Here is a 19,145-nt window from a genome sequence, read left to right on the forward strand (position 1 = left end):
TGCTGCGCAGACTGTGCCCCGGCCGACGTTCAGGTGCCCACTCGATGACAGACCTCCTCCTGCTGCTGGTCGGCTTCTCCGTGGGGGCGGCGGTGCTGCTGATGCTGGCGCTGGCGACGGCGTATCGCGGCCTCGACCTGCCGCCACAGTCGCGCGCGGCGGGCTGGGTGATGCTGCTGGGGCTCGCGCACACGCAGTGGTCGCATCTCGGCATGCTCGAGTCGGCGGCCGCGATGCCGCTGACGCGCAGCTATGTCCTCGTGCTGTTCCTGCAGTCGCTGGGCTTCTACTGGCTGCTGCTCGGCCTGCTGCGGCGGCACGAGGACTGGCGGCGCTGGGAGTGGAGCCTGCCGCTGCTGGTGCTGGCGGCGGGCGCAGGGGTGCCGCTGGTCTGGGCGATTCCGCTCGCGCTCGGCATGGGTACGGCCTTCGCCCTGCATCTGGCCCTGTTGGTGTATCGGCTGCGCGCGCTGCGGCGCTGGTTCCGGCTGGAGCTGCCGGTGGTGCTGGTGTTCGCAGTGATGGGCATGACGATCGGCATCGCTGGGGTGTGGGCGCCCTTCGGTCTGGGCTGGGCAGCCTATGTGCAGACCTATGCCTGGATGATCGCGATCGGTTTCTTCGGCGTGCTCTGGCTGCTGCTGGCGGTCCCGGACATCGCCAGCAAGACCCAGGAGGCGGTGGCGCAGAGCTATGCCCAGAGCACCCTTGGGCGAGTCGACGTGCAGGCCAAGCTGGCCGAGCTGACGCGACTGTTCGAGGTCGAGCGCATCCACCGCGACGAGGGTCTGAGCCTGGCCCGCGTCGCCGAGCTGATGGCGCTGTCCACCCACCAGCTGTCCGAGCTGGTCAATGCGCATCTCGGCATCGGCTTCTCGAAGCTGGTGCGCCAGCACCGGGTGCGTGATGCGCAGCGGATGCTGGTCGAAGAGCCCCGCGCCTCGGTGCTGTCGGTCGGCCTGGCGGTGGGCTTTGCCTCGCAGTCGACCTTCTATGTCGCCTTCAAGGACGAGCTCGGCGTGGTGCCGGGGCAGTACCGCAAGCAGGCGCTGGGGTCGGGGTCAGATTAGAAACGGGGAAGGCTCGCTCCCGCCAGCGCGAACCCTTCGCCTGCTCATGGGGTGGGTCCTGACCCACCGGACCTCGCCTCCGCCGCACGCGCTTCGCGCGGGATCGAATCACGCGGGGCGGCCCCGGTGCGGTGGCTCGATTGCCGATCCGCCGAGGCGAGGATTCCGCTCCGCTGGGTCAATGATCCTTCCGATGGGTTCCGGATGATCTTTCTGGAAGCGCGTAAGGTATTGATTCCATTGCGCTGTGGCTACGCAGTGTTCCGGTGTGATCGATCCGGAAGCCGGCGGCGGCGGCGGGCGCAGAACCTGCGGTCCTCTTCCACCACGAGGGTCGCCCCATGCTCAGCCTAGAAGACTTCGTTGTAACGCACGTCGCTTATGCGGTGTATCTGATCGCCTCGATCGGCCTGACGATCTGGGTCGCGCGGGCCTTGTCCTCGAGCGGCGAGATGTTCCTCATCCGCTGCTTTGGCCAGGACGAAGAGCTCGCCCGCAGCACCAACCGCCTCCTGGTGATCGGCTTCTATCTCGTCAATCTGGGATTCGTCTGCTACCGCCTCGCGGGCTGGAACGCCGGGCCCGTCGAGCTGGTGCCGGCGGTCGGCTCACGGGTCGGCATCACGCTGCTGGTGCTCGGCGGCATGCACTTCTTCAACATGGTGATGATTGCCCGCCTGGGGCACACCGTGAACCGCTGGGTGCGCTCGCAGCGGCGCATGGAATCCGAGCTTGAGCTGACGTCCGTACTCCCGCAGCGGCCGGCGGAGTCGCAGCCGTGAACTCCTCCTCTGCCTCGGCGACTCCGCGAGCCGTGGCGGCCAACCTCGACCCGGGCTGTGCCCGGGCCGAGCGCATCGCCCGAAGGCCCTACCGCTTGTTGCTGCTGCACACGCTGGAAGCGACCTTTGTCGCCGTTGCTGTCGGTTCCGCCGCGGTGAGTGCCTGTCTGGCGCTGATTTTCGCGCTGGGCTCGGACGCCGCGGTGTCGCTGGCGGATCTCGCGGCCTATCCCTTGCTCGTCCTCGCGGTGGCCTTCGTGGCCAGCTTCATCGGCGGCCCGCCGGCACTGCTGCTCTGCGCGCCGCTGTGGGCGTGGTTGCTGCGACATCGCGAGGCCGACCCACTGAGCTTCGCGGTCGTCGGCGCGCTGCCGGCGCTCGCGCTGCTGCTCTGGGATGCCAGTCTTGCCACGCTGTTCCTGATCTACGGCGTTCCCGTGAGTCTGATCACCTATGTCCTGATCCAGCGTCTGGCGCGCACGCATCGCCTTTGAGGGCGCCGCGGCGCGCCACAACTGGGCGGTTGCGAATGGCCGCCTACAAACCGCCAACAAACCCGCACCAAACCCGCAGCTGAACCCGGGCGCTGCGATCTCTAGTCTCTGCATCGTCCAGCGCGGCCACGGATTCGGCCCGCTGTGTGTATGACCTGGCCTTTGTGGGCAGGGTCGGCGGGGCTCGGACGTTCCGGGCAGTCTTTCGGCTTGGCTTTGCTTCTTCGCGTGTATCGGTGTCTTTGGCGCCCGGGCTGCTTGTGCGGTCCGGGCGTTTTCGTTCGCGCGCTGTTCGAAAAGGCCGAAGCGCCTTGCGCGGGCGAACGCAGGCTTACACCGTGCCGCGGTTCTTCCCGATCCAGGGCCGGTAGTACTCGCGGATCCTCGCCATGTCGTCATCGAGGGAGTCGGTCATCCGCAGCAGGGGCCCGATGCCGATGACCTTTTCCGGATAGTGGAAGTACACGCACAGCACCGGCACCTCGGCGGCGCGGGCGATACGCCAGAAGCCGGACTTCCAGTGCTCGACGCGGCGGCGTGTGCCCTCGGGCGCCAGCGCCACCCACAGGGTTTCGCGGCTGCGGTAGCGCTCGGCCACCTGTTCGACCACGCCGGCACTGCTGCTGCGATTGACCGGGAAACCGCCCAACCGCCGCAGCACCCAGCCGATCGGGCCGCTGAACAGCTCGGCCTTGGCCATGAAGCTGATGTCCACGCCCAGCGCAATCCGCACCAGCAGGCCCCAGACCGCGTCCCAGCCCGAGGAGTGCGGAGCGACGATGATCATCAGCCTGTGTTCGCTTGGAAATTCGCCGCGCACCCGCCAGCCGCCGAGCCGCAGCGCGCTGCGCGCCAGCCAGCGGGTGAAGGCGCCGCCGCGGCGCGGCGCGCAGTCAGGCAGAGGCTGATGAACGGGCGTGTCGAGCGGCAGCATCAGTCGTGGTCCGTCGCGCGGGCGGCGCGCTGGCGCTTGATGCCGGCGCGCTCGCGTTTGCTGGACAGGCGCCGCTCTTGCGAGCCCTTGGTGGGCTTGGTGGCGATGCGCGGCTTCGGCGGCTTGAGCACCGCCTGGATCAGCGCCAGCAGGCGTTCGCGCGCGTCCTCGCGATTGCGGTCCTGGCTGCGGTAGCGCTGGGCCTGGATGATCACCACGCCGTCTTCGGTGATGCGGCTGTCGCGACGCGCCAGCAGTCGGGCCTTCAAGGGCGCCGGCAGCGCATCGGAATTCGCTGCATCGAAGCGCAGTTCGACCGCGGTCGCGACCTTGTTGACGTTCTGCCCGCCGGGGCCGGACGAACGCACGAAGCGTTCCTCGAGCTCTTCGTCAGGGATGGCGATGGAGGGCGTGATGCGGAGCATGGGCAGGGTTCGCGGGGGCTGCGGGATTGTAGCGAGCGTTGAGAGCGGGGATTGGGGATTGGGGCAAGAGCCTCCCTCTCCCCCCACGCCTCTCCCACAAGGGGAGAGGGGAGCCGCATGCAGTGGGATGGGGCGCTAGCTCGGATTGCCAATCCCGAATCCCCAATCCCGAATCCCGGCGGGCGGCAACGCCGCCCGCCACCCGAACCGCTCCAGCAGCGCCGCGAACTCGCCGTCGACGGGCGCTTCGATGTCGAGCCGGCGACCGTCGGACGGATGGTCGAAGGCGATCCGCCAGGCGTGCAGCAGCATGCGGTGGCAGCGGAACTCGGCGCGGAACAGGCGGTTGTGGCGGCCGTCACCGTGACTGGTGTCGCCGATCAGGTGGTGGTGGATGTGTTTGAGGTGCCGGCGCAGCTGGCGGTAGCGGCCGGTCTCGGGCTGCATCGCCAGCAGGCTGTAGCGCGCGGTCTCGAAGCCGCCCATGGGGTGGGGCAGTTCGATTGTCGCCAGCCGGCGGTAGTGGCTGATCGCCGGCTTCGGCTCGGGCTTGCCGGGCGCATCCAGCGCGTGCTCGATGCAGCCGGAGTCTTCGGTCCAGCCGCGCACCACCGCGAGATAGGTCTTCTCCACGCTGCGGCCCATGAACTGCTCGCCGAGTGCGGCGGCCGTGCTCTTGTCGAAGGCCAGCAGCAGGGCGCCCGAAGTGGCGCGGTCCAGCCGATGGGCGAGGAAGCAGCGCTGGCCGAGCTGCTCGCGCAGCTGGTCGAGCAGGAAGCGGTCCTCGTGCGCGGCGATCTGGCTGCGGTGGGCCAACAGGCCCGCCGGCTTGTTGACCACGGCCAGGGCCTCGTCACGGTAGAGCAGGTCGAGCGGAGCCTCGGACATCGGGGCAGGCGTCTGAACACGGCCGGCTATGATGCCCGACCCTTTCGCACGCACGAACTCCCGCCATGCAGCCCATCGACACCGTGGCCGACTACCTGCGCGGCCTGCAGGACCGCATCTGCAGCGCCATCGAGGGCGCCGACGGCGCCGCGCGCTTTGCCGAAGACGCATGGCAGCGCGCCGAGGGCGGCGGCGGGCGCACCCGCGTGCTGCGCGAGGGCGCGGTGTTCGAGCAGGCTGGCATCGGTTTCTCGGACGTCAGCGGCGAGCGCCTGCCGCCCTCGGCCAGCGCCGCTCGACCCGAGCTGGCCGGTGCGTCCTGGCGCGCGGTCGGCGTGTCGCTGGTCTTCCATCCGCGCAATCCGTACCTCCCCACCACCCACGCCAACGTGCGCCACTTTCGAGCGATGCGCGACGGCGAGGTGGTGGGCTGGTGGTTCGGCGGCGGCTTTGATCTCACGCCCTTCTATCCGATCGATGAGGACGTGCTGCACTGGCACCGCACCGCGCGCGCGCTGTGCGAGCCCTTCGGCGGCGAAGCGCGCTATGCCGCGCACAAGCGCTGGTGCGACGAGTACTTCTTCCTGAAGCACCGCGGCGAGACCCGCGGCGTCGGCGGCCTGTTCTTCGACGACCTGCACGAGGATTTCGAGCGCGACTTCGCCTACCTGCAGGCGGTGGGCAACGGCTTCCTCGATGCCTATCTGCCGATCGTCGAGCGTCGCCGCGACACGCCCTACGGCGAGCGCGAGCGCGAGTTCCAGCTCTACCGTCGCGGCCGCTACGTCGAGTTCAACCTGGTCTGGGACCGCGGCACCCTGTTCGGCCTGCAGAGCGGCGGCCGCACCGAGTCCATCCTGATGAGCCTGCCCCCGCGCGTGCGCTTCGAGTACGGCTACACGCCCGCGCCCGGCAGCGCCGAGGCCCGCCTCAACGACTACCTGCGGCCGCGGGAGTGGCTTGGGAGCGGGGATTCGGGATTGGGGATTGGGGATTGAACCATCGAGGCTTCGCAAGCGGCTGCGTGCCGGATCTTGGACTCGAGAGGCGCGCTCATCGCAGCTGCGCGCGCAAACCTCGATGCGCCTCGACAGCCGTCGGCCAATCCCGAATCCCGAATCCCGGCTCTCCAAATAAAAACCCCGGAACCGAGGGGGAGCGGTTCCGGGGTCGGGGGCGCGGGCCTGGCCGGGGGGAGCCGTGGACCGCGCGGATTCACTCGGAGGGGGAGGGAGTGAATCGCGGAGGGCGGCGTTGCACCGCCGGGATCAAAGATTGCGTCGGGGGCGGGGAGTTCAAGCGGGCGGTCGAAAGTGTTCAGCGGCGCTTTAGGCGCTGCGGGCTGCCAGGTGTGCCGTGTGCGCTTTCGCGGGCCCGGAAATAGAAAGCCCCGAGAGCCGGGGGGAGCTCTCGGGGCTTGGGGGCCGGAAGGCGGTCGGGGGGAACCAGTCCTTCCGTGTATTCACTCAAGGGGGAGGGAGTGAATCGATCCGGCGTTGCGCCGGACGTGCTGCGCATCTTACGCGTTCATTCTGAAAGTCCCGTGACTGCCGGCGTGACGATTGAACACAATTAATCTTTCGTTCATCCGGAAGTGTGCGCTTCGTATCGCGCGCGATGGCTCGGCGTCACGCAACAACTGTGCGTCAATCTGGATATTTCAGACAATTCTGATGGATAGAGCCCTGCTCCGGCGTGCAAGTGCTTGATCTGAAAGCGCGAGCCGCCGCCGGTCCTGCCCATCTGGGCGGTGCCTTGGTTTCGTTTGGACCACTAGGACGAAGGTCGAAGATTCCGCGCTGATGGGCGCTTGATGCCGACTCAGCGGGCGCCAGCGGGCGAAACAGTCATGCCTGCGCGAGCGCGGGTCCCCCCGCCATCGGCCCCAATGCCAGCCGGGCCGGGCGGGGACCGACGGAGGCCCTCAGTGCGCCTCGTCCCAGTTGTCGCCCACGCCGGCCTCGACGATCAGCGGCACCCGCAGCTCCGCCGCGGCCTGCATGCGCCGCTTGGCTTCGGCGACCAGGGTGTCGACAAAGTCCTCGCGGCATTCGAAGACCAGTTCGTCGTGCACCTGCAGGACCATGCGTGCGCGGCCGTCCTGCCCGCCCAGCCAGTCGTGCAGGTCGAGCATGGCGCGCTTGATGATGTCGGCGGCGCTGCCCTGCATCGGCGCGTTGACGGCGGCGCGCTCCGCACCCGCGCGCAGGCCCTGCTGGCGGGCGTGGATGTCGTTCAAGTACAGACGCCGGCCGAACACGGTCTCGACATAGCCGTGCTCGCGCGCCTGCTGGCGCACCCGCTCCATGTAGCCCTGCACGCCAGGATAGCGGGCGAAGTAGAGCGCGATGTAGTCCTGGGCCTCGCCACGGTCGATGCCGAGCTGCTTGGCCAGACCAAACGCGCTCATGCCGTACATCAGGCCGAAGTTGATCGCCTTCGCCGCGCGACGCTGGTCGGGGCCGACATCCTCAAGCGGCACGCCGAACACTTCGGCGGCGGTGGCGCGATGCACGTCCTGGCCGCCGGCAAAGGCCGACAGCAGGCCGGGGTCCTCGGAGAGGTGCGCCATGATCCGCAGTTCGATCTGCGAGTAGTCGCAGGCGACCAGCTTGTGGCCCTTGGGCGCAATGAAGGCGCGGCGGATGCGGCGGCCGTCCTCGGTGCGGATCGGAATGTTCTGCAGGTTCGGGTCCGACGAGGACAAGCGCCCCGTCGCCGCGCCGGTTTGATGGAAGCTGGTGTGCACGCGCCCCGTCGCCGGATGGATCGCCTCCGGCAGCTTGTCAGTGTAGGTGCCACGCAGCTTGGCCAAGCCGCGATATTCGAGGATCAGCTTCGGCAGCTCGTGGCGATCCGCAATGGCTTCCAGCGCTTCCTCGTTGGTGCTGGGCGCGCCGCCCGGCGTCTTCACCAGCGCTGGCAGGCCGATCTCGTCGAACAGCAGGGCGCCGAGCTGCTTGGGCGAGTCGAAGTTGAAGCTGCGCCCGGCCAGCTCGAAGCCGCGCTTCTGCAGCTCCAGCATGCGGCGGCCGAGGTCCTGACTCTGCCGGCGCAGCTCGTCGGCATCGACCAGCACGCCGGCGGCTTCCATATCGGCCAGCACCTGCACCAGCGGCAGCTCGATCTCGCGATAGACCCGGGCCAGCGTCGGCTCGGCCTCAAGCCGGGGCCACAGGGTCTGATGCAGGCGCAGGGTGATGTCGGCGTCCTCGGCCGAGTAGTCGCGCGCGACCTCGAGGTCGACCTCGGCGAAGGAGATCTGCTTGGCCCCCTTGCCGGCGACTTCCGAGTAGGCGATCGGCGTGTAGCCCAGGTAGTTCTTGGCCAGCGAATCCATGTCGTGGCGGCTGGCGGTGGAGTTCAGCACGAAGCTCTCCAGCATGCTGTCGTGCGCCAGCCCGCGCAGCAGGACGCCGTGCTCGCGCAGCACGTGGAGGTCGTACTTGGCGTTCTGCGCGAGCTTGGGCTTGGACGCGTCTTCCAGCACGGGCTTGAGTTTCTCGAGCACCGCGGCGCGATCCAGTTGTGCAGGCGCACCCGGGTAGACGTGGGCCACCGGGATATAGGCGCCTTCGCCCGTGCGGGTCGAAAACGCGAGGCCCACCAGCTCGGCGCGCAGCGCATCCAGGCTGGTCGTCTCTGTATCGAAGCAGATCAGATCCGCGGCTTCGAGCTCGCGGATCAGTGCGTCGAGATCGTCTTCGCTCAGGATCAACCGGTAGCTGCCGCGCGTCTGTGCCGGCAGGTTCGCGGCGGGCGCGGCGGTGGCGACGTTGGAACCCGCGCCCGCCGGCTTCGAAGGACTGCCGCCGTTGCCGGTCTCCAGATCGCGCAGCGCCGCATTGAAGCCATAGCGCGCATACAGTGCTTTGAGCGCCTCGACATCGCGCGGGCGCAGGGTGAGATCGGTCGGGCCACGATCCAGTTCGACGTCGGTCTTGATCGTCGTGAGCTGGCGATTCAGCGGCAGTCGCGGCAGGGCCGCACGCAGGTTCTCGCCGATCTTGCCGCCCATCTTCGCAGCAGCCTCGATCACGCCGTCCAGGCTGCCGTACTCGCCCAGCCACTTGGCCGCCGTTTTCGGGCCGCATTTGTCGACGCCGGGGATGTTGTCGACGCTGTCGCCCATCAGCGCCAGGTAGTCGATGATCTGCTCGGGGCGCACGCCGAACTTCTCGACCACCCCGGCCTCGTCCAGTCGCGAGCCGCTCATGGTGTTGACCAGGGTGATGCCCGGCCGTACCAGCTGGGCGAAGTCCTTGTCCGAGGTCGAGACTTCGACCTCGATGCCTTCGGCGGCGGCGCGCGTCGCCAGGGTGCCAATCACGTCATCGGCCTCGACGCCGGACACGCGCAGGATCGGAAAGCCCAGCGCCTCGACGATCGCCATCATCGGTTCGATCTGCGCGCGCAGATCGTCGGGCATGGCCTCGCGGTTGGCCTTGTACTCGGGGTAGAGCGCGTCGCGGAAGGTCGGCCCGGAGGCGTCCATCACGAAGGCCGCATAGGTCGGCCCTTCCTTCAGCGTGGCGCGCAGCATGTTGACCACCCCGAACAGCGCGCCGGTGGGCTCGCCGGCCGCGTTCGACAGCGGCGGCAGGGCGTGGAAGGCGCGATAGAGGTAGCTGGAACCGTCGATCAGGATGAGCTTGTCCATGCGCGGCAGTGTAGTCGCCCGCGCTATGCCTCGCCCCTGTCGGTGGCTATGCTCAAGGCTTCAACCACGGAGGCCCGCCCTCATGCGTTCGACCCCACGCGTCCTGTCCGTTCTGCTGATCGCCGCGCTGTCCGCCCCGCTCGCCTGGGCCCAGACCGGCACGCCTGCGGAAACGCCGCCCGCCGAGGAGGCGCCGATCCCGCCCAAGCTGCCCAACCTGCCCAGCGAAGACTCCGCGCCCACCGTGAACATCCGCCGCGACGAGAAGACCGGCGATGTGATCGAGGAGTACCGCACCAACGGCCGCCTGCAGATGGTCAAGGTGACGCCGCAGCGCGGCAAGCCCTACCAGATCATCGACACCAACGGCGACGGCAAGCTGGATTCGCACGACTACGAAGGCAATGTGCGGCCGGTCTACTGGACCCTGTTCGAGTGGAATTGAGCGGCGCACGCAACCCATAGGGCGGGGCCTGGCCCACCATGGCCTCCACGGCTTGCCGCTCCATCAGGGATGCAGGCCCAAGAAGAGGCGCCACGGCTCCGGCCGCCGCCCGCCCCGCCTTGAACTCCAGGGGCGCGATCGGGTGGAAAGACTTCGCAGATCTTGAGCTCTGGTGGGCCAGGGCCCACCCTATGGGCCTGTTCCGCGTCTGAACCGTCTGCATCGACCGGTGCCGGCCAGCCTCCGATGCATTTCGTTCCACCACTCTGTCCGCTGAATCCGCGCCCATGATCGATGCCCTGCACGCCTTCGGTCTCGCGGCCGCCGACCTCCGTCTGCTCGGGATTGCGCTGCCGCTCTGGCTGCTCGCCGTGCTCGGCCTGCTGCTGGTGGCCATGCCACAGGCGCTCGATACCCTGCAGCGCTGGCTCGGTGCCGCGCTGACTGCATTGACACCGCTGGTGGTGCTGCTGTGCTTCGGCCTGGTGGCCGCGCGCTACGGTTTCGGCAAGGGTTCGGTGGCGGTGCAGGAGGCCATGCTCTGGCTGCACGCCTGCGTGTTCATGCTGGGGATGGCCTGGGCGCTCCGGCATGAGCGCCATGTGCGGGTGGACGTGCTGCATGCGCGCCTGTCCCCGCGTTCGCGGGCATGGATCGAGGCCGGCGGTCACCTGGTGCTGCTGCTTCCCTTCGCCCTGTTCCTGGTGTGGGTCAGCCTCGACTACGTGGCGGCCAGCTGGCTGGTCCGAGAGTCCTCCCGCGAGCCGGGTGGCTTGCCCGCTCTGTTCCTGCTGAAGAGTCTGATTCCGCTCAGCGCCTGGCTGCTGGCCGTGCAGTCGCTGGCCCTGTTCCTGCAGCGGTTGCGCGCGGCGCTGAGCACCGGAGCTCCAGCATGAGTGCGCTGATGGTGGTGCTGCTGGTGCTGGGCCTGTGCCTGGGCCTGATGCTCGGCTTTCCGGTGGCCTTCACCCTGGGCGGCGTGGCCTTGCTGTTTGCCGGCCTCGGCATCGCCCTGGGCGTGTTCGATGCCGCCTTCCTCGAAGCCTTTCCCAACCGCGTGTTCGGGATCATGGGCAACGAGACCCTGCTGGCCGTGCCCCTGTTCGTGTTCATGGGGGTCATGCTGCAGCGCTCGAAGATGGCCGAGGACCTGCTGGAAACCGTGGCCGCACAGTTTGGCCGGGCGAGCGGCGGGCTGGTGTTCGCCGTGCTGGTGGTGGGCGCACTGCTGGCGGCGTCGACCGGCATCGTCGGCGCCACGGTGGTGACGCTGGGTCTGATCGCGCTGCCGACCATGCTGCGCCACGGCTATTGCCCCAGGCTGGCCTCGGGCGCGGTCTGCGCGTCCGGCACCTTGGGCCAGATCATTCCGCCCTCGGTGGTGCTGGTGCTGCTTGGCGACCAGCTGGGCTCGGCCTATCAGCAGGCGCAGCTGAAGCTCGGCAACTTCGCGCCGCAGACGGTTTCCGTCGGAGATCTGTTTGCCGGCGCGATCCTGCCGGGTGTGCTTCTGGTCGGGCTCTACCTTGCCTACGCGGCCTGGGTGGCCTGGCGCCAGCCGCATCGCGCACCGGCGCTGGACCCCGCTGCCCTGCCACAGCGCGGTCCCGTGCAGCTGCTGCTGGCGGTGATCCCGCCCCTGCTGCTGATCGTCTGCGTGTTGGGCTCGATCCTGTTCGGCTTTGCGACGCCCACCGAGGCCGCGGGTGTCGGCGCGGTCGGCGCCAGCCTGCTGGCGCTGGCACGCGGCCAACTCGACCTGGACTGCCTGCGCCATGTCTCGCGCGAGACGGTGATGATCACCGCCATGGTGTTCGCCATCCTGGTCGGCGCCGCCCTGTTTGCGCTCGTGTTCCGCGGCTTCGGCGGCGATGACCTGGTGCACGACCTGCTCACCGGCCTTCCCGGCGGCAAGTGGGGTGCGATTGTCGCGGTGATGCTGCTGATGTTCCTGCTCGGTTTCGTGCTCGACTTCATTGAGATCGTGTTCGTGGTGGTGCCGATCGTCGCTCCGGTCCTCTTCCTGCTCGGCGTCGATCCGGTCTGGCTGGGCGTGATGATGGCCATCAATCTGCAGACCAGCTTCCTGACGCCGCCCTTCGGCTTCGCCCTGTTCTACCTGCGTGGCGCCGTGCGCGAAGGCCTGGCCACGCCCGAGCTCTACCGCGGCGTGCTGCCCTTCATCGGCCTGCAGTTGCTGATGCTGCTTGTGCTGGCGCTGTGGCCGGAGCTTGCGACCTGGTTGCCGACTGTGCTGGCCGCCGGCGGCTGAGGCGAGGCCCAACCCGGTGCTTCGGGCCTACGGCCGCACTCGACGCCCTCGCGCTTGTTCAGGCGCGTCCACTCTCGCCGATCAGGATGCAGGACTCGAAATCCCGAGGCGTCCGCGCCGCGAGGCTCAGGGCATGCCGTTCCAAAGGGTCGAGCCCGCGCCATTCGCCCGACAGCGCGCGGAGTTCAACCAGCACCCGGACCAGCCGCGCGAACTGCTCGGCGATGCCGGCGTAGAGTTCGGCGGCAGCGCGGCGCGCCTCCTCGGCGAGTTGCCTGAAAGCGCCCTGGCCGAGCTCGATGTAATAGCGCTGGCTGACGCGTCGGCGTTGCGCCAGCTCCGGGTAGAGCCCGGCGATCAGCAGGCAGCGCTCGCCGACCTCCTGCAGGGCCAGGCTGCGCTGGGCGCTGCCCGCGGTGCGCAGCGCTTCGAGATAGACCAGGCCCATGGCTGGTTCGGCCAGCCCCGTGCTGCCGAGATGGCGCATCAGGGTGAACACCAGCCAGCTCTCGCTGTTCTCGTCGAGCTGCGCTCCGCAGCGCTGCTCGCCCTCGCGCACCAGGTCATGCCAAAGCGCGGTGGCGCTGCCCGCAGTGACAATCTCATCGCTGCCGTGCATGTGCGAACTCCCTGCCGTATGTCCACGAAGAGAGATAAGCAAAGCCTGCGCCGCAGTCACGCCAGCACTCGCTTTCGCTGGCTGCCAACAGTCGCCCACTGCACGCCTGCGTAGGGTTGCGGCGACTTGCGAGGCGTCCGCTTTTGCACCACGCTCCTCGTGCCCTGATCCGCCGCGTCGGCCTGTGCCGCGCACTCAACCGAGGAATCCGAACGATGTCTGCTGCGCTGGTTGCCGTGGTGCTTTCGCTGGTGCTGGACCATCTGGCCCCGGCCGCGCAGCGTCTGCGGCAGCACGATCGCGTGGCCGCCCTGCTGCGTGACGCCCTGGAGGGGCTGGGTCGTCAGTCCGGCCTGTCGAGCCCCTGGGGCTGGGTGCTGGTCCTGGCCCTGCCGCTGCTGGTGCTGGCCGGCCTGCAGTGGTGGCTGTCGCTGTGGCTGTACGGCCTGCCGGGATTCCTGCTGCAGCTGGCCGTGCTGTTCCTGTGCTGGGGCCCGCGCGATCTGGATCTGGATGTCGAAGCTTTGGCCTCGGCGCCCGATGCCGACGCGCGCCGCCAGGCCCTGGTCGATCTCAGCGAGGGCTGTGTCGACTGCGTGGCGTCGGGTACGCCGCTGGTGCACACCGTGTTCCGCCAGGGCCTGTCGCGCTGGTTCGGCGTGCTGTTCTGGTTCCTGCTCCTCGGCGCTTTCGGTGCACTGATGTACCGCCTCGCCCAGCTCGCCGCGCGCGAGCGCGATGCTGCGCCTGAAGGCCAGCGCGAGCCCCTGCGCCAGTTCGCCCTGCTGCTGGACTGGGCGCCGGCCCAGCTGATGTGTCTGGCGCTGGCGCTGGCCGCGCATTTCGACGCGGTGCTGGCTGCCTGGCGCGACTGGCATGCCGGTCGCGGCCAGGGCTGGTTCGTGCTGGATCTGGGCTTTCTGGATGCCGCTGCCCGGGCCAGCGTGCGCGAGGAGCTGATCGAGGACGCTCTCGACGAAGGCCTGCCGCCGCCCAGTGAGGTCGAGCTCGCGGGTGACGAGGCCAGCCTCGTCGGTACCGCCGCCATTCCAGCGGGTGCCCTGCGCGAGCTGCGCGACGCCATGAGTCTCGTCTGGCGCGTGCTGCTGGTCTGGCTCAGCGTGCTGGCGCTGTTCGTTCTGGCGGGTTACGTGGGCTGATGGGGTTCTGCGGGCAGCAGCCGCAGCCAGAACCACAGCTCAAGCGCAGCACCGGCAGCCACCAGACCCCAGGCCGAGTGTTCAAAGCCGAAGCCATAGGCCGCAAGCGCTGCGATCGCGATCAGCGTAGTGATCCAGCGGCGTTTCATGACGGTGTCTGCCCCGGGCCTCATTCGTCCGTGTCGGTGATCGGCGGCGCCGGCGGCGCCGCCTTCAGACGGCCGCTGCGACGCAGGGCGTCGCGCAGCACGTATTCGATCTGCGCGTTCAATGAGCGCAGCTCGTCATCCGCCCACAGCTGCATGGCCTCGAGCACCTCGGCACGGATCCGCAGCGGATAGGCTTTCTTCTCGCTCATCGGCGCTCAGTACAGGCTGCCGGAGTTCAGCACCGGCTGCGGGCCGCGGTCGCCGCAGAGCACGACCAGCAGGTTGCTGACCATGGCCGCGCGGCGCTCGTCGTCGAGTTCCACGACCTTGCGCTCGGCCAGCTTGTCCAGCGCCATTTCGACCATGCTGACCGCGCCCTCGACGATGCGCGTGCGCGCGGCGATCACGGCATTGGCCTGCTGGCGCTGCAGCATGGCCTGGGCGATTTCGGGCGAGTAGGCGAGATGGCTGATGCGCGCCTCCAGCACCTCCACGCCGGCCTGCTCGAGCCGCGCCTGGATCTCCTCGGTCAGGTGCTTGGACACTTCCGCGGCATGGCTGCGCAGGGCGATGTCGCCGTCGTTGTGCGGCTCGTAGGGATAGCTGCTGGCCATCGCCCGCAGCGCCGACTCCGACTGGATGTGGACGAAGCTCTCGTAGTCATCGACGTTGAACACCGCCTCGGCGGAGTCGACCACCTTCCAGACGATGACCGAGGCGATCTCGATCGGGCTGCCTTCCAGTTCGTTGACCTTGAGCTTGCCGCTCTCGAAGTTGCGTACGCGCAGGGACACATGGCGTTTGGCGAAGAAGGGATTGTTCCAGCGCAGGCCGGTGTCCTTGACCGTGCCGACGTAGCGGCCGAACAGGCTCAGCACCGCGGCCTGGTTGGGTTCGACCATGTACAGGCCGAGCAGGCAGAAGCCGAGCGTGGTGAAGCCGAGGCCCAGCACGATCAGGGCCGGGCCTGCGCGGACGCCGGCGATGAACAGCAGCACGAGGGCGATCATCCCGGCCAAGAGCGCCAGGGCGGTGGGAATACCGGGCAGTGAACCGAGCGGCTGTTCTTTCATGGCGTCCTCCTTGGGTGCGGGAGGACGATATCAATGTGATATCAGTTCGCGCAAGCGGCGCGCGGGCGAAGCTCGACAGACCGAGGCTCAGGGGCGGCTGGGCTCGGCTTCGAGCGCGAACGCGATCCCGCCCTTGGCATTGACTGCGGCGCCACGCCCGGCGCCGGGCCGGGGAAGGTGCAGGAACAGCGGGTCTTCGCTGTCGGCCGACAGCGGCAGGGCGAAATACAGGCGATCGTCGATCACCGCGCCCTCGCTGCTGCCGTAGGCGCCGACCCATTCGCAGGCTTCGTCTTCGATCCGTGGACAGATCGCGGGGCCGGTCGACCATTGCACGCTGGCGGTCGGCGCGCCCACGCTGTGCCAAACCTCGATGTTCAAGGCCGTCGAAGCGCCCAGCGTGCGCAGTGCCGGATGCGCGCGCCGCAGCGTCCACTGCCCGTGCCAGACGCCGGGCGCCGTCTCGGTGGCGCGCTCTTCCGCGCTCTGCATGTCTTCAGCGGGCTCGAAGCCCAGGCAGCTGGCGCTGGCAACGAGGCCGAGCAGCAGGCCGGGGAAGGGGTGTGTTCGCATCTCCAGCGCTCCGTGACGGACCCACGGATCGGGCCCTGCACGGGATACGCGCGTTGCGCAGGAAGGCGGACATGCCACGCGCCATGGTTTCACTCGAAGCCGTCCGAGAAGAGCTGGCCCAGACGACCCACATCGGCCACCACGAAGGTGTCGGTGAGGGCGTTGGTGTCGCCACTCACGATCGTGCTGGCATTCGAGGCGTAGGCCATCAGCACGCCGTTCTCGCCCATTGCGTGCCAGCTCTCGGCAACGCCGTTGCTCACTCCGCCCGCGGTGCTGCCGCTGAGCAGGAACAGACTGGAGGGCGCGCGGAACAGCCAGACCTGGCGGCCGCTGCCGGGGCTGTCCGAGCAGAGGAAGCTGACATCGCCCCGGTTCGACACCGTCGGCAGACTGCAGGCGAAGCTGTTCGGTGGCGTCGGAAGGGCAAGCAGCTGTCCGCTGCTGCGGTCCAGACGGAACAGACCGCTGTGCGCGCCGCCGACCAGGTTGGTGGCAAAGCTGCGGAAGGCCACATAGCGGCCGTTGCGCGAGAGGCTGGGCTGGTCGCTGCTGCTGTTGCCGGCCTGGCCCTGGGCGTTGAGGCTGAGCAGGGCGGTGGTCTGTGCTTGGCGATCGCGCAGGTGAATCTGGAAGGCGGTGTTGTCCGGTATCGATGTCAGGTTGCCGCGCGCGCTGAACACTGCGTAGCGCGCATCGCCACTGAGGCTGGGCATCCAGCTCTCCTGCGCGCCCTCGGCCACCTGTCCCCCGGCATTGCTCAGCGACAGCCGTTCGGTGGTGCCGGTGTTCATGTCGGTCAGCAGCAGATCGCTTTGACCGTTGGTGTCGTTCGGCAGCTGGTTGCTGGCCTGGCTGTAGTAGGCGACGTAGCGGCCGTCATCCGACACGGTCGGATAGCGTGCCTGGCCGTTGATCAGCCCGTTCAGTCCGTTGGAGACGCGGCGCGTGGTTTGGCTGACGCGATCACGAAGGTAGAGGGTCAGGAACTGCGGCTGATCGATGCCCAGGATGTTGCTGGCGAAACTGCTGAAGGCGACGAAGCGGGCATTGCCGCTGAAGGCCGGATGCACCGCGTTGCCGTTGCTGCCGAGGCCGTTGGGCGCCGCGCTGATCAGCTCCAGCGCATCGGTGACGGCGTCCTGCACATAGATCTGTGCCGCGCCGGTCTGATGATCGAGCCCGAGATTGCGGGCACTGGTCGAGTAGGCGACCAGCAGCGCCCCGTCATGCACGGCGGGATGCTGGACGTCGCCATTGGCCTGATTGCCGCTGCTGCCGGTGATGCGGAACAGACCGAGGTCGCCGGCGAACGCCAGCGGCGCGCCGGCCGCCAGCATTAGCGAGAGCAGCAGGTGCTGCGAGGGCTTGCGGAACATGCTCATGGGGTGGACTCCCGGGCGCGAAGCGGCCCTGTCACCGCGCCTGACGAGAAGTCGCGCGACCGCGTGTCACCGCTCAGAAGGCCGTGCCCTCGAAGCCATCGCGGAACAGCGCGCCGCCGGCGCAGTCCTCGATCTGCTCGGGCAGGATCAGCACGTGGAAGCGCGCGCCCAGCGGCAGCGCACCGGTGTTCGAGAACAGCTGGTGGCGGCCGAGCGTGGGCAGGTACTCGACGTCGACGATGGAGCCGGCCGCGCTGCTGCCGGCCAGCGGCATCACCTGGATCTGCGCGCAGGCGACACCGTCGAGGCGTGGATGCCCGATCAGGCTGCCGGAACTGCCGTTGCGGTTGTCGGCACGCACCTCGTGCACGAAGGCCTGCGGGCTGGGCAGCTGCGAGTAGAGGTTCCAGCGCGTGTTTGTGACCAAGTTGCTGCCGTCGGCGGTGACCAGGTTCCAGCGGCTGCCGACATAGGACAGCACCACCGGGCCGGGGTGGAAGGGTGTGCCGAAGGGCGTGGCCTGGGTCGCCAGAACGATGCGCTCGGGCTGGCCGTTGATCGGGCTCCAGTCGATGAGGCTGCTGCCGTCCAGCGTGTTGCTGCCGCTGGCCAGGTGCTGGAACACGCCGTTGGTGCTGGTGCCGATCGGCGCGAACAGGTTGAAGGCGACGCCTTGGGCCATGTTCTGGCCGCCCAGATTGGTGATGAACCACTGGTCGAAGAAGCTCACGCCGACGGGTGCATTGTTGGTCACCGGGCCCGCGCCAAAGTTGCGGGTGAGGAAGATGCGGCGGCTGCTGTCGAGGTCGAGCTCGGCGTCGATGAGCGGAAACTGCGGGCTGGCCGCGCTCGTGGTCTTGCGCCGCTGCAGTGCGCGATGCCCGAATTCGAAGGCTCCGATATCCACGGCGTTGACGAACCGGCGCAGGCCGTCGGCGTCATGGCTCTGCACTGAAGCAGGCACCCGCAGCAGGGCGAAGCCGTTGCCGGCGTCGCGTGCCGGCGAGGTCGCACTCAGCCGTGGCGCCAGCATCGAGCGCAGCTGCGGATCGACGCTGAGATCGTTGGCACCGGGGGTGTGTGCGCCGGCCGGGTTGTTCTGCCATTTGAGGTTCCAGTCGGCGGTGGCATTGCCGCCCGCGCTGGGCGTGTTCTGCAAGCCAAACCGGGTATTGGCGATCAGGTTGTTGAAGATGCCGCCCGTCACCTGCCCGACCGGCGTACCGCCCGAGCCACCCCAGTGGCTCAGCACCAGGCCGCTGCCGAAGACGATGGTGTTGTTGATCGCCTCCAGCTCGATGCTGCCGTTGTTGGTGACCACGTCGAGACCGCCGCCGGTGAAGTTTCCTCCGCCGACCAGGGCATTGCTGACGACGTCGGCGCGAATGGTCGAAGCCGTACTGCTGAAGCGACCCTCGCTGATCCGCAGCGCGCGCGCGAACAGGCCCTGGATCTCGTTGGCGTGGGCGATCACGTCGGCATCGGCGCCGCCGGCGATGTCGACGAACACGCCCTGGCCCTGGCCCTGGGCGCCGGCCCGAATGCGGTTGTGGCTCACCTCGATCCGCGCGCGCCGACCGCTGCCGAACAGGGACAGCTGGACGCCCGCATCGAACAGGCTGGGGGCGACCAGTTCCAGGTCATTGTTCACCACGCGAACCTCATGCACCTCGGTGCTGGCCGAGGAGCCGAGGTCAACGATGATGCCGCTGTGCGCCGTGGCGAGGCTGGCGCGCATGCGCAGGCCGCTGACTTCGATCTGCGCGCGACCGCTGCTGGCATGGTTCACCTGGATGCGACCGTTCTGCATGCCGAAGTCCTGCAGGCGCAGCACAAGGTCGGCGCTGCCGCTGCTGCTGGCGGTGATCCTTCGGCCATCGGCGAACTGGACGCGCGAGGCGCTGCGGCCGCGCAGCGTGAGGCTGCGTCCGATGCTGATGTTCTCGTCGATCGCGACGCCGGGAACGAGATCCAGAATGGCATCGGCCGGCGCACTGTCGACACAGGCCTGCAGGGAGCCCGCGCAGGCGCCGCTGCCGGGCCAGGTCAATACGAAAGAGCCGGCGTGGGCAACCGGGAGGCCACCCAGCAGTACGGTGAGAAGGGCGAGGGCGGACGAACGCGAGGCGGACATGCGTGCAGCTCCGTGAGGACAGGGCACACGGTCGGCCTGTTGCCGACCTGTGACCCTGCAATACGAAGTCCGGCGCCGGCAA

19 protein-coding genes are annotated in these 19,145 nt (G+C 68.5%); 8 read left to right on the forward strand and 11 right to left on the reverse strand.

Annotation, left to right across the window (positions count from 1 at the left end; translation table 11 throughout):
- The first annotated feature begins 44 nt into the window (after positions 1-44).
- The 3 genes from BLP83_RS10260 (at position 45) to BLP83_RS10270 (ending at position 2,346) form a co-directional block, all read left to right on the forward strand.
- The gene (locus BLP83_RS10260; protein ID WP_091242213.1) at positions 45-1,070 is read left to right on the forward strand and encodes an AraC family transcriptional regulator; all 1,026 of its coding nucleotides are present in this window, start codon (positions 45-47) and stop codon (positions 1,068-1,070) included.
- Positions 1,071-1,411: 341 nt separating this feature from the next.
- Positions 1,412-1,852 carry a hypothetical protein gene (locus BLP83_RS10265; RefSeq protein WP_176764120.1) on the forward strand — a complete coding sequence of 147 codons (441 nt, stop codon included), beginning with the start codon at positions 1,412-1,414 and terminating at the stop codon, positions 1,850-1,852.
- Entirely contained in the window at positions 1,849-2,346 is a 498-nt protein-coding gene (locus BLP83_RS10270; protein WP_143006639.1) for a hypothetical protein, read from the forward strand. Before BLP83_RS10265 ends, BLP83_RS10270 begins: the two co-directional genes overlap by 4 nt.
- A 331-nt stretch (positions 2,347-2,677) precedes the next feature.
- Here BLP83_RS10270 and BLP83_RS10275 read toward each other — a convergent pair whose 3' ends face one another.
- From BLP83_RS10275 to BLP83_RS10285, 3 genes are all read right to left on the reverse strand, one after another.
- Positions 2,678-3,280 (reverse strand): lysophospholipid acyltransferase family protein, encoded by a 603-nt coding sequence (locus BLP83_RS10275; protein WP_091242217.1) that lies wholly within the window; start codon positions 3,278-3,280, stop codon positions 2,678-2,680.
- The gene (arfB, locus tag BLP83_RS10280; RefSeq protein ID WP_091242218.1) at positions 3,280-3,705 is read right to left on the reverse strand and encodes an alternative ribosome rescue aminoacyl-tRNA hydrolase ArfB; all 426 of its coding nucleotides are present in this window, start codon (positions 3,703-3,705) and stop codon (positions 3,280-3,282) included. Before arfB ends, BLP83_RS10275 begins: the two co-directional genes overlap by 1 nt.
- A gap of 135 nt (positions 3,706-3,840) precedes the next feature.
- Positions 3,841-4,593: a pseudouridine synthase gene (locus BLP83_RS10285; RefSeq protein WP_091242221.1), complete on the reverse strand. Its 753-nt coding sequence runs from the start codon at positions 4,591-4,593 to the stop codon at positions 3,841-3,843.
- Positions 4,594-4,658: 65 nt separating this feature from the next.
- Between BLP83_RS10285 and hemF the strand changes: the two genes are divergently transcribed.
- Entirely contained in the window at positions 4,659-5,591 is a 933-nt protein-coding gene (hemF, locus tag BLP83_RS10290; protein ID WP_091242222.1) for an oxygen-dependent coproporphyrinogen oxidase, read from the forward strand.
- A 926-nt stretch (positions 5,592-6,517) separates the two neighbouring features.
- On the opposite strand, the gene polA is transcribed toward hemF, so the two are convergent.
- Positions 6,518-9,253 carry a DNA polymerase I gene (gene polA, locus BLP83_RS10295; RefSeq protein ID WP_091242225.1) on the reverse strand — a complete coding sequence of 912 codons (2,736 nt, stop codon included), beginning with the start codon at positions 9,251-9,253 and terminating at the stop codon, positions 6,518-6,520.
- Between the two features lie 82 nt (positions 9,254-9,335).
- Between polA and BLP83_RS10300 the strand changes: the two genes are divergently transcribed.
- The 3 genes from BLP83_RS10300 to BLP83_RS10310 all read left to right on the forward strand — a co-directional run bounded on the left by BLP83_RS10300 (position 9,336) and on the right by BLP83_RS10310 (position 11,970).
- Entirely contained in the window at positions 9,336-9,698 is a 363-nt protein-coding gene (locus tag BLP83_RS10300) for a DUF2782 domain-containing protein (protein ID WP_091242226.1), read from the forward strand.
- Positions 9,699-9,985: 287 nt separating this feature from the next.
- Entirely contained in the window at positions 9,986-10,594 is a 609-nt protein-coding gene (locus BLP83_RS10305) for a TRAP transporter small permease subunit (protein ID WP_091242229.1), read from the forward strand.
- Complete coding sequence (locus tag BLP83_RS10310; protein WP_091242232.1) at positions 10,591-11,970, forward strand: TRAP transporter large permease; 1,380 nt, start codon at positions 10,591-10,593, stop codon at positions 11,968-11,970. The genes BLP83_RS10305 and BLP83_RS10310 overlap by 4 nt, the downstream gene beginning before the upstream one ends.
- A gap of 58 nt (positions 11,971-12,028) precedes the next feature.
- On the opposite strand, the gene BLP83_RS10315 is transcribed toward BLP83_RS10310, so the two are convergent.
- Positions 12,029-12,589 carry a hypothetical protein gene (locus BLP83_RS10315; protein ID WP_091242233.1) on the reverse strand — a complete coding sequence of 187 codons (561 nt, stop codon included), beginning with the start codon at positions 12,587-12,589 and terminating at the stop codon, positions 12,029-12,031.
- Between the two features lie 215 nt (positions 12,590-12,804).
- Between BLP83_RS10315 and BLP83_RS10320 the strand changes: the two genes are divergently transcribed.
- Positions 12,805-13,749, forward strand: a complete 945-nt coding sequence (locus BLP83_RS10320) for a hypothetical protein (RefSeq protein ID WP_091242237.1) — start codon at positions 12,805-12,807, stop codon at positions 13,747-13,749.
- On the opposite strand, the gene BLP83_RS18695 is transcribed toward BLP83_RS10320, so the two are convergent.
- From BLP83_RS18695 to BLP83_RS10345, 6 genes are all read right to left on the reverse strand, one after another.
- Positions 13,737-13,898: a hypothetical protein gene (locus BLP83_RS18695; protein ID WP_176764121.1), complete on the reverse strand. Its 162-nt coding sequence runs from the start codon at positions 13,896-13,898 to the stop codon at positions 13,737-13,739. The two genes, BLP83_RS10320 and BLP83_RS18695, sit on opposite strands and share 13 nt — an antisense overlap.
- Positions 13,899-13,918: 20 nt before the next feature.
- A complete protein-coding gene (locus BLP83_RS10325; protein ID WP_091242240.1) occupies positions 13,919-14,107 on the reverse strand; it encodes a type II toxin-antitoxin system antitoxin in 189 nt (62 codons plus the stop codon).
- A 6-nt stretch (positions 14,108-14,113) separates the two neighbouring features.
- Positions 14,114-14,971 carry an SPFH domain-containing protein gene (locus BLP83_RS10330; protein ID WP_091242243.1) on the reverse strand — a complete coding sequence of 286 codons (858 nt, stop codon included), beginning with the start codon at positions 14,969-14,971 and terminating at the stop codon, positions 14,114-14,116.
- 87 nt (positions 14,972-15,058) lie between these two features.
- Positions 15,059-15,544, reverse strand: a complete 486-nt coding sequence (locus BLP83_RS10335; protein WP_091242246.1) for a hypothetical protein — start codon at positions 15,542-15,544, stop codon at positions 15,059-15,061.
- A gap of 89 nt (positions 15,545-15,633) precedes the next feature.
- On the reverse strand, positions 15,634-16,929 hold the full coding sequence (locus BLP83_RS10340; RefSeq protein WP_091242249.1) for a TolB family protein: 1,296 nt from the start codon (positions 16,927-16,929) through the stop codon (positions 15,634-15,636).
- A gap of 73 nt (positions 16,930-17,002) precedes the next feature.
- Positions 17,003-19,063, reverse strand: coding sequence for a DUF7452 domain-containing protein (locus BLP83_RS10345; RefSeq protein WP_091242251.1), 2,061 nt, complete (start codon positions 19,061-19,063; stop codon positions 17,003-17,005).
- Between the last annotated feature and the right edge of the window lie 82 nt (positions 19,064-19,145).

Origin of the sequence: Aquimonas voraii, assembly GCF_900101825.1 — a bacterium.
Lineage (GTDB): Bacteria > Pseudomonadota > Gammaproteobacteria > Xanthomonadales > Xanthomonadaceae > Aquimonas > Aquimonas voraii.

Coding starts and splice junctions, on each gene's coding strand:
- BLP83_RS18695 (WP_176764121.1), bottom strand. CDS start 13,898: ATGAAACGCCGCTGGATCACTACGCTGATCGCGATCGCAGCGCTTGCG.
- polA (WP_091242225.1), bottom strand. CDS start 9,253: ATGGACAAGCTCATCCTGATCGACGGTTCCAGCTACCTCTATCGCGCC.
- hemF (WP_091242222.1), top strand. CDS start 4,659: ATGCAGCCCATCGACACCGTGGCCGACTACCTGCGCGGCCTGCAGGAC.
- BLP83_RS10315 (WP_091242233.1), bottom strand. CDS start 12,589: ATGCACGGCAGCGATGAGATTGTCACTGCGGGCAGCGCCACCGCGCTT.
- BLP83_RS10265 (WP_176764120.1), top strand. CDS start 1,412: ATGCTCAGCCTAGAAGACTTCGTTGTAACGCACGTCGCTTATGCGGTG.
- BLP83_RS10285 (WP_091242221.1), bottom strand. CDS start 4,593: ATGTCCGAGGCTCCGCTCGACCTGCTCTACCGTGACGAGGCCCTGGCC.
- BLP83_RS10260 (WP_091242213.1), top strand. CDS start 45: ATGACAGACCTCCTCCTGCTGCTGGTCGGCTTCTCCGTGGGGGCGGCG.
- BLP83_RS10310 (WP_091242232.1), top strand. CDS start 10,591: ATGAGTGCGCTGATGGTGGTGCTGCTGGTGCTGGGCCTGTGCCTGGGC.
- arfB (WP_091242218.1), bottom strand. CDS start 3,705: ATGCTCCGCATCACGCCCTCCATCGCCATCCCTGACGAAGAGCTCGAG.
- BLP83_RS10300 (WP_091242226.1), top strand. CDS start 9,336: ATGCGTTCGACCCCACGCGTCCTGTCCGTTCTGCTGATCGCCGCGCTG.
- BLP83_RS10335 (WP_091242246.1), bottom strand. CDS start 15,544: ATGCGAACACACCCCTTCCCCGGCCTGCTGCTCGGCCTCGTTGCCAGC.
- BLP83_RS10330 (WP_091242243.1), bottom strand. CDS start 14,971: ATGAAAGAACAGCCGCTCGGTTCACTGCCCGGTATTCCCACCGCCCTG.
- BLP83_RS10275 (WP_091242217.1), bottom strand. CDS start 3,280: ATGCTGCCGCTCGACACGCCCGTTCATCAGCCTCTGCCTGACTGCGCG.
- BLP83_RS10345 (WP_091242251.1), bottom strand. CDS start 19,063: ATGTCCGCCTCGCGTTCGTCCGCCCTCGCCCTTCTCACCGTACTGCTG.
- BLP83_RS10325 (WP_091242240.1), bottom strand. CDS start 14,107: ATGAGCGAGAAGAAAGCCTATCCGCTGCGGATCCGTGCCGAGGTGCTC.
- BLP83_RS10320 (WP_091242237.1), top strand. CDS start 12,805: ATGTCTGCTGCGCTGGTTGCCGTGGTGCTTTCGCTGGTGCTGGACCAT.
- BLP83_RS10305 (WP_091242229.1), top strand. CDS start 9,986: ATGATCGATGCCCTGCACGCCTTCGGTCTCGCGGCCGCCGACCTCCGT.
- BLP83_RS10340 (WP_091242249.1), bottom strand. CDS start 16,929: ATGAGCATGTTCCGCAAGCCCTCGCAGCACCTGCTGCTCTCGCTAATG.